Raw genomic sequence first — 7,647 nt, 5'->3', positions numbered from 1 at the left:
TGCCGTTTCCGGTCTTCTGCGTTGTTGCGAGGAGGTGCATTCTACATCTTCCTCATTCAGTGTCAAGCGCTAATTTATCAGGCTTTTCACTTTTTCTTTTGTTCTCTCAGCCGGTTCGCTTAGCGCCCTGTGCCGTGACAACGAGGACGCATTATAGGGAGTTTTCTGAGGCTGGCAATAGTTTTTTGAAAAAAAATGTTTGTTTGTTGGTTAATTAAACGAAGTGCCTATTTTTTGTGGCTTTTAAGCCATTTTGGCAGGTCAGCTAAGCTATCTAGAACAAAATCTGCACAAGTTTCGGCCTCTTCTGTAATCGCTTTTCCTGTGCGAACGAGAATTTTATGCCCAACGCCAGCCGCTTTTGCTGCCAACATATCTTCTTTTTTATCTCCCACCATATAAGAAGATGCCATATCGATGTTTAATTGTGCTTTCGCATCCATAAACATACCTGTTGCAGGTTTACGACAGTCACACTCTTTTTTGTATTCTTCTATAATTGCATCTGGATGATGTGGGCAATAATAAATGCCGTCTAAATCGACGCCTCGATCAGCTAAAGACCAATCCATCCATTCAGTTAAATGTAAAAACTGATCTTCACTATAATACCCTCGACCAATACCTGACTGATTAGTCACTAGCACTAAAGCATATCCCATGGCTTTTAATTCAGCCATTGCTTCAATCACACCTTCGATAAATTCAAAGTTATCAATTTCAGATACATAACCATGATCGATATTAATCGTTCCATCGCGATCTAAAAAAATCGCAGAAATCCCCTTGCTCACAGCATTACTCCTTTTAGATATTTGCGCTTAGTATCGCATGTTTTTTCTTATATAGAGAAGCATATCCACCTTTCTTTCTTTTATTGACTATTATTACCTATTACGCTTCTGCTCTTTTTTGTTGACTTGGACGTCTAGACGCCTTAACATCTATTTTAACTCGGGCAGAATAGCGTGAATGTCCCATATTCTACTTATATAAAGAACAAGATGATTAAACTGACGAATATAAATAAAGTATTTAAGCAGGGAGCGCGTTCAATACAAGCGCTATCAAATATTAACCTGCATGTGCCACAAGGGCAGATTTTTGGTGTGATTGGATCGTCAGGTGCAGGTAAAAGTACTCTCATACGCTGTGTAAACATGTTAGAAAAGCCGACATCAGGTGAAGTTTGGGTTGATGGTCGTGATCTAACAAAATTATCTGATAAAGAATTAACCAAAGCACGTCGTGGCATTGGCATGATTTTCCAACATTTTAATTTACTGTCCTCAAGAACGGTATTTGATAATGTTGCCTTACCTCTAGAACTTGATAACACGCCGCGTGCAGATATTAATAAACGTGTTAATGAGTTATTAGAATTAGTGGGTTTAGCAGATAAAAAAGAGTATTACCCTGCCAATTTATCAGGGGGACAAAAGCAGCGTGTTGCGATTGCTCGAGCATTAGCTAATTCACCAAACGTTTTATTGTGTGATGAGGCAACTAGTGCTCTTGATCCTGCAACGACACGTTCTATTTTAGAACTGTTAAAAGATATTAATCGTCGTTTAGGGTTAACTATTTTACTTATCACTCATGAAATGGATGTTGTAAAACGTATTTGTGACCAAGTTGCCGTGATCAGTGGTGGTCAATTAGTTGAAAGTGATGCGGTAAGTGAGGTTTTCTCTCACCCTAAAACACCCGTTTCTCAAGCATTTATTCAATCAACATTACAATTGGATATTCCTGACGATTATAAAGAACGTATGAAGCCAGAGTGGGAAGAAGGCTTATTCCCGCTGTTAAAGCTTGAATTTAATGGGTTATCTGTTGATGCGCCATTAATGTCTATTGTTGCTCGTCGTTTTGATGCTGATATTAATATTTTAAGTTCTCAAATGGACTATGCCGGTGGAGTAAAGTTTGGCGTGATGCTAGCAGAATTACACGGTAAAAATGGTAACACAGAAAAGTCTATCGCGTTTTTAGAAGAGCATCATGTGAAAGTAGAGGTTCTCGGTTATGTCTGAAGGAATGATTTATTTATTAATTAGTGGGATCTGGGAAACCTTAGTCATGACATTTGTCTCAGGCTTTTTTGGTTTTGTCATTGGATTACCATTAGGTGTCTTACTTTATGTGACTCGACCAGAGCAAATTATGGCGAACTCACCCGCTTATAAAGTGATTTCTGCTTTAGTTAATATTTTTAGGGCCATCCCTTTTATTATCTTATTAGTTTGGATGATCCCTTTTACACGTATGGTAGTAGGAACATCCATTGGTTTACAGGCGGCTATCGTTCCGTTAACTGTAGGAGCTGCACCTTTTATTGCACGTATGGTAGAAAATACCTTATTAGAAATACCTCATGGTTTAATTGAAGCTTCTCGTGCCATGGGGGCAACACCAATGCAGATAATCAAGAAAGTTTTATTACCAGAATCTTTACCAGGTTTAATTAATGCTGCGACCATTACACTCATTACATTAGTCGGTTATTCCGCAATGGGGGGCGCTGTGGGTGCCGGTGGTTTAGGTCAAATTGGTTATCAGTATGGTTATGTGGGCTATAATGCCACAGTAATGAATACCGTTATTGTACTACTTGTTATTCTTGTTTTTATCATTCAGTTTATTGGCGATCGTTTAGTTAAACTGACAACACATAAATAAATGAATTAAAGGTTTCTATTCATCTACTATCTAATCAATAAATGTAGTTTGTATGAAACCTTTTATTTAACCAGTTCAAAGAAAGGGTAAATCTATGTCATTGAAATTTAAATCACTTGCTGTAGTCAGTGCGTTAGTCGGTGCTTTAGCTTTAGCAGGTTGTGGCGAAAAAGAAAAAGATCCCAATCATATCCGTGTGGGGGTTATTTCTGGTTCTGAACAACAAGTTGCTGAAGTTGCTAAACAAGTCGCTAAAGATAAATATGGACTTAATGTTGAACTCGTCACTTTCAATGACTTTGTCATGCCGAATGAATCATTAAGCCGTGGTGATATTGATATTAATGCCTTTCAACATAAGCCTTATTTAGATCAACAAATCAAAGATCGTAATTACAAAATTACAGCTGTAGGTAATACCTTTATTTACCCTATTGCTGGTTATTCTAAAAAAATAACGGATTTAGCAGATTTACCCGATGGTGCACAAGTGGCTATCCCTAATGATCCAACCAACTTAGGTCGTTCACTGCTACTTTTAGAAAAAGTAGGATTAGTGAAATTAAAGGAAGGGGTTGGTTTATTACCGACTAAACTGGATATCATTGAAAATCCGAAAAACATACAATTAGTTGAGTTAGAAGCACCACAATTACCGCGCTCTTTAGATGATCAAAAAATCTACTTAGCGGTTATTAATACAACCTATGCGAGTCAAGTTAACTTAACTCCAGCAAAAGATGGTATTTTTGTTGAAGATAAAGATTCACCTTATGTCAATATTATTGTTGCCCGTGAAGACAATAAAGATGATGAAAATGTGAAGAAATTTATTCAATCTTATCAAACAGATGAAGTTGATAGCGCTGCGAATAAGATTTTTAACGGTGGTGCAGTAAAAGGTTGGTAATCATCTCACAACTCAACTTAATAATAAAAAAGGCGGACATTTGTTCGCCTTTCTCTTTTTTACTGGGCTAATTTGCATTAAATTAGGGCGGTTTAATTTTTGTATAGACAATAATAAAGAGGATATACCCATGCACATGCGCTTGCTACTTATTGGCATTATAGCGCTGTTTATGACCGGCTGTTCAATGCAGAAATCATCTGATGTTGATCAGTCTAAGTTTACGGATATGCGTTTAAATAAACCTGGCCAACCACAAAAGCCCAAACAGCAAACTTTATCTCCTGTTCGCATTGTTGAAAAAACAGAAGATCTTTTAGGTGCGCCTTTTAAAGATTTAGGTGTTGTTGCCGGTGAATCTTGCCGACAAACACTACAAGATCCACCCGCAAGCTTACCTGCTGCGAAAAAAAGAATGGCTATCAAAGCGGCTTATAAAAATGCGAATGCAGTTTTATTACATGAATGCCAAATAGTCACAGGAATGGGTTGCTATCAATCGGCAATCTGTGAAGGTTCAGCACTATTAATTACTCAATGAATAGCTACCAAATAACATCTATAGGGCATATTATCAGCCCTTATAAAGAGAAATTTGCCGTTCCTCGCCAACCTGGATTAGTCCAGGATGGCGTAGGCCAGCTAATACTACACACACCTTATAATCATCCTGATGCAGTAAGAGGCTTAGAACAATTTAGCCATCTTTGGTTATTATTTATTTTTCATCAAACAGCGCAACAAGGTTGGCATCCATTAGTGCGCCCACCAAGATTAGGGGGGAATAGCAAACTCGGGGTTTTCGCCACTCGCTCAACTTTTCGCCCTAATGCTATCGGCATGTCATTAGTCGAGCTAAAAGATATCATTATTGAAAAGCAATCGGTGATCTTGCAACTAGGCAGTCTAGATCTTATTGATGGAACCCCCATTATTGATATCAAGCCGTACCTTCCCTATGCTGAATCTATTGCTGATGCAACAGCAGGCTTTGCCCAATATGCTCCTCATGAAGAGATGGAGATTCTTTTTTCTGAAGATGCCACACAGCAGTTACAATATTACTCTCATCAATATCCTCATCTTATGCGATTTATCACTCAAGTATTGCAACAAGATCCGCGTCCTGCTTATAAAAAAAGCGAACAAAGTGATAGAGTATATGCCGTGCATTTACTGGATTTTAATATTCGTTGGCAAGTCAATGGGCAGCAAACACTTGTTCTTAGTATAGAACCGCGCTAACTTGCACTTACTAACATTGAAACTTCTTGTCTTTAAGCAAATCAGATTGAAAAAAATGCTTTGCCTCTTTTGGCAAACCTAAGTCACTGGTAGACTAAAGACTTTCTCTATTTATATTGATGTAGACTGGCCTGACAGTCAGCCTAAGTATTTTTGTTCTAATGGAACCTAATAATGCGTACTAGCCACTATTTGCTCTCTACTTTGAAAGAGACGCCTGCTGATGCCGAAATTGTCAGCCATCAACTCATGCTTCGCGCAGGTATGATCCGTAAACTCGCATCTGGCCTTTATGATTGGATGCCGACCGGTGTTCGTGTCCTGAGAAAAATTGAGAAAATTGTTCGTGAAGAGATGGACAACGCAGGCTCACTTGAAATTTCAATGCCGGTTGTTCAGCCTGCTGATCTATGGCAAGAAAGTGGCCGTTGGGAACAATATGGCCCAGAATTGTTGCGTTTTACAGATCGCGGTGAGCGTCCTTTTGTTTTAGGTCCAACCCATGAAGAAGTGGTGACCGATATTGTTCGTAATGAAATCACCTCTTACAAACAACTACCACTCAACCTTTACCAAATTCAAACTAAATTCCGTGATGAAGTACGCCCGCGCTTTGGTGTTATGCGTTCACGTGAGTTTATCATGAAAGATGCCTATTCATTCCATATCTCTCAAGAGTCTCTACAAGAGACTTACGACAGAATGTATCAAGCCTATAGCAATATCTTTACTCGTATTGGTTTAGACTTCCGTCCAGTATTGGCTGATACAGGCTCTATTGGTGGTAGTGCCTCTCATGAATTCCAAGTATTAGCAGATAGCGGAGAAGATGATATCGTATTCTCAACAGCATCTGACTATGCTGCTAATATTGAATTAGCAGAAGCGGTTATGCCAGCAACACCTCGCTCACCAGCAACAGAAGAGTTACGTTTAGTAGATACACCAAACGCAAAAACTATTGCTGAATTAGTTGAACAATTTAATCTGCCTATTGAAAAAACAGTTAAAACACTTATTGTTCATGCAACTGAAGAAAGTGGTCATAAATTAGTGGCTTTATTAGTCCGTGGTGATCATGAGCTCAATGAAATAAAAGCAGAAAAATGTAGCATTGTCGCTTCACCTTTAGTTTTCGCAACTGAAGAAGAGATCCGCCAAGCTGTTAATGCAGGTCCAGGCTCTCTTGGTCCAATTAACTTGCCATTACCAATCATTATCGATCGCGCTGTATCTGTTATGAGCGATTTTGGTGCTGGTGCAAATATTGATGGTAAACACTACTTTGGTATTAACTGGGAGCGTGATTTACCTCTTGCTGAAATGGCGGATATCCGTAATGTTGTCGAAGGTGATCCAAGCCCAGATGGTAAAGGTACTTTACTTATCAAACGTGGTATTGAAGTCGGTCATATCTTCCAACTAGGTAAGAAATATTCTGAAGCATTAAAAGCGACGGTACAAAACGAAGAAGGCCATAACCAAGTTGTGACTATGGGTTGTTATGGTATTGGTATTACTCGTATCGTTGCAGCGGCAATCGAACAAAATCACGATGCTCGTGGTATTATCTGGCCTGATGCTATCGCACCTTTCCAAGTTGCCATTTTACCAATGAACATGCATCGTTCTTATCGTGTAAAAGAAGTAGCAGAGAAACTCTATGCTGACTTACGTGCACAGGGTATTGATGTATTATTTGATGATCGCAAAGAGCGCCCAGGTGTGATGTTTGCAGATATGGAACTGATTGGTGTACCACACACCATCGTGATTGGTGATCGTAATCTGGATAACGAACAAGTTGAGTATAAAGCACGCCGTAGTGATGATAAATCGCTGGTCAATGTGAATGATGTTGTTGCCTTTATTAAAGAGCAACTGGTTTAATCCATTTAATATTGTTTAGCCCTTATGGGCTAAACTGACCAAACTTAACGACTGCTGTTACCACTTTTGTTAACGTAAAAAAACCGCTTTATTTAAAGCGGTTTTTTTATAATGAATTAACTTCTGCTATTACGACGGCTATTGCAAGAGCCATGACGATCAAAGCGTGGTTTATTATCGGTAACCACTAATGCACGATCATACTGTCCATCTTCCATTGAAGGACGAATACTATAGTAACCTCTGACCTCTAGATAGACAGGTGTTCCGCCATCAACGCCTGTAGCAAAATAGCCTTTTTCTAATACTAATCCATCAGCGGCATAGACACGTCCAGATTGGCAATCTTTAAAGGTTCCAGCGTCAGCAAAATAGGTAAATTCCCCCGCTAACTGCTTAGGTTGAACCTTTGCTAAGGTATAATTAAGACCCGAATTAATTACATTACCATCGATATCCAACATAACTAATTTATCTTCACGAGGTAAATAGTAACTCTTCTCGCCATAACTATTAGTCAAGGTCAGTTTATCTTTACTTAATGACCAAGTACCTGACTCAAAAAAACTTCGATTGTCATCAGAAGTGCCTTGGTAACTTTGCTCCATTACATAAGAGCCATCTTGATTGACAAGAATAGTCGTGTCGATACCAGAACAATCGGCACAAGGTAGAATACTGTTATATGTTTGATCAACAATTTTACCATCGAGTGACAGGCCAATATTATTTTGGCAGCCTGACATAATAAATAACCCTGCAGCAATGGCTGCAAATAAAAGTTTTTTCCCCATCATCAACTCCCTAAGTTCTGGGTACTTTCTAATTTCTCGTTTTCAATGCTAGTTTAGCATTTTTTTAAGCAAAAAGGGTGAATAAAACCCCCTTTAAGATAATTACACTACGTTTTAGTATAAATT

The 7,647-nt window shown here is 38.7% G+C and carries 8 protein-coding genes; 6 read left to right on the top strand and 2 right to left on the bottom strand.

Features of this window, described 5'->3' with window-relative positions; genetic code table 11:
* Positions 1 to 227: 227 nt before the first annotated feature.
* Positions 228 to 794, bottom strand: a complete 567-nt coding sequence (gmhB, locus tag AACQ49_RS04950; RefSeq protein WP_004245445.1) for a D-glycero-beta-D-manno-heptose 1,7-bisphosphate 7-phosphatase — start codon at positions 792 to 794, stop codon at positions 228 to 230.
* Positions 795 to 1,004: 210 nt separating this feature from the next.
* On the opposite strand from gmhB, the gene metN reads away from it, so the two are divergent.
* The 6 genes from metN to proS all read left to right on the top strand — a co-directional run bounded on the left by metN (position 1,005) and on the right by proS (position 6,727).
* Positions 1,005 to 2,036 carry a methionine ABC transporter ATP-binding protein MetN gene (gene metN, locus AACQ49_RS04945; RefSeq protein ID WP_004245446.1) on the top strand — a complete coding sequence of 344 codons (1,032 nt, stop codon included), beginning with the start codon at positions 1,005 to 1,007 and terminating at the stop codon, positions 2,034 to 2,036.
* Complete coding sequence (locus AACQ49_RS04940) at positions 2,029 to 2,682, top strand: methionine ABC transporter permease MetI (RefSeq protein WP_004245447.1); 654 nt, start codon at positions 2,029 to 2,031, stop codon at positions 2,680 to 2,682. Before metN ends, AACQ49_RS04940 begins: the two co-directional genes overlap by 8 nt.
* A 94-nt stretch (positions 2,683 to 2,776) precedes the next feature.
* Positions 2,777 to 3,592, top strand: coding sequence for a MetQ/NlpA family lipoprotein (locus tag AACQ49_RS04935; protein WP_004248707.1), 816 nt, complete (start codon positions 2,777 to 2,779; stop codon positions 3,590 to 3,592).
* A 130-nt stretch (positions 3,593 to 3,722) separates the two neighbouring features.
* Entirely contained in the window at positions 3,723 to 4,133 is a 411-nt protein-coding gene (rcsF, locus tag AACQ49_RS04930; protein WP_004248708.1) for an Rcs stress response system protein RcsF, read from the top strand.
* Entirely contained in the window at positions 4,130 to 4,837 is a 708-nt protein-coding gene (tsaA, locus tag AACQ49_RS04925) for a tRNA (N6-threonylcarbamoyladenosine(37)-N6)-methyltransferase TrmO (RefSeq protein ID WP_004245450.1), read from the top strand. The genes rcsF and tsaA overlap by 4 nt, the downstream gene beginning before the upstream one ends.
* Positions 4,838 to 5,011: 174 nt before the next feature.
* Positions 5,012 to 6,727: a proline--tRNA ligase gene (proS, locus tag AACQ49_RS04920; RefSeq protein WP_004245451.1), complete on the top strand. Its 1,716-nt coding sequence runs from the start codon at positions 5,012 to 5,014 to the stop codon at positions 6,725 to 6,727.
* Between the two features lie 116 nt (positions 6,728 to 6,843).
* Here the strand turns inward: proS and nlpE are convergent, their stop codons facing one another.
* On the bottom strand, positions 6,844 to 7,524 hold the full coding sequence (gene nlpE, locus AACQ49_RS04915) for an envelope stress response activation lipoprotein NlpE (protein ID WP_004245452.1): 681 nt from the start codon (positions 7,522 to 7,524) through the stop codon (positions 6,844 to 6,846).
* Positions 7,525 to 7,647: the final 123 nt, after the last annotated feature.

It is taken from the genome of Proteus sp. G2675, assembly GCF_963886535.1.
Classification (GTDB): domain Bacteria; phylum Pseudomonadota; class Gammaproteobacteria; order Enterobacterales; family Enterobacteriaceae; genus Proteus; species Proteus mirabilis.
The sequence above is the reverse complement of the archived record's forward strand: the minus strand, read 5'-3'. Positions and strand labels throughout refer to the sequence as shown.

Excerpts from the sequence above, each read along its gene's own strand:
- metN (WP_004245446.1), top strand. The coding sequence starts at position 1,005 with ATGATTAAACTGACGAATATAAATAAAGTATTTAAGCAGGGAGCGCGT.
- AACQ49_RS04940 (WP_004245447.1), top strand. The coding sequence starts at position 2,029 with ATGTCTGAAGGAATGATTTATTTATTAATTAGTGGGATCTGGGAAACC.
- AACQ49_RS04935 (WP_004248707.1), top strand. The coding sequence starts at position 2,777 with ATGTCATTGAAATTTAAATCACTTGCTGTAGTCAGTGCGTTAGTCGGT.
- rcsF (WP_004248708.1), top strand. The coding sequence starts at position 3,723 with ATGCACATGCGCTTGCTACTTATTGGCATTATAGCGCTGTTTATGACC.
- tsaA (WP_004245450.1), top strand. The coding sequence starts at position 4,130 with ATGAATAGCTACCAAATAACATCTATAGGGCATATTATCAGCCCTTAT.
- proS (WP_004245451.1), top strand. The coding sequence starts at position 5,012 with ATGCGTACTAGCCACTATTTGCTCTCTACTTTGAAAGAGACGCCTGCT.
- nlpE (WP_004245452.1), bottom strand. The coding sequence starts at position 7,524 with ATGATGGGGAAAAAACTTTTATTTGCAGCCATTGCTGCAGGGTTATTT.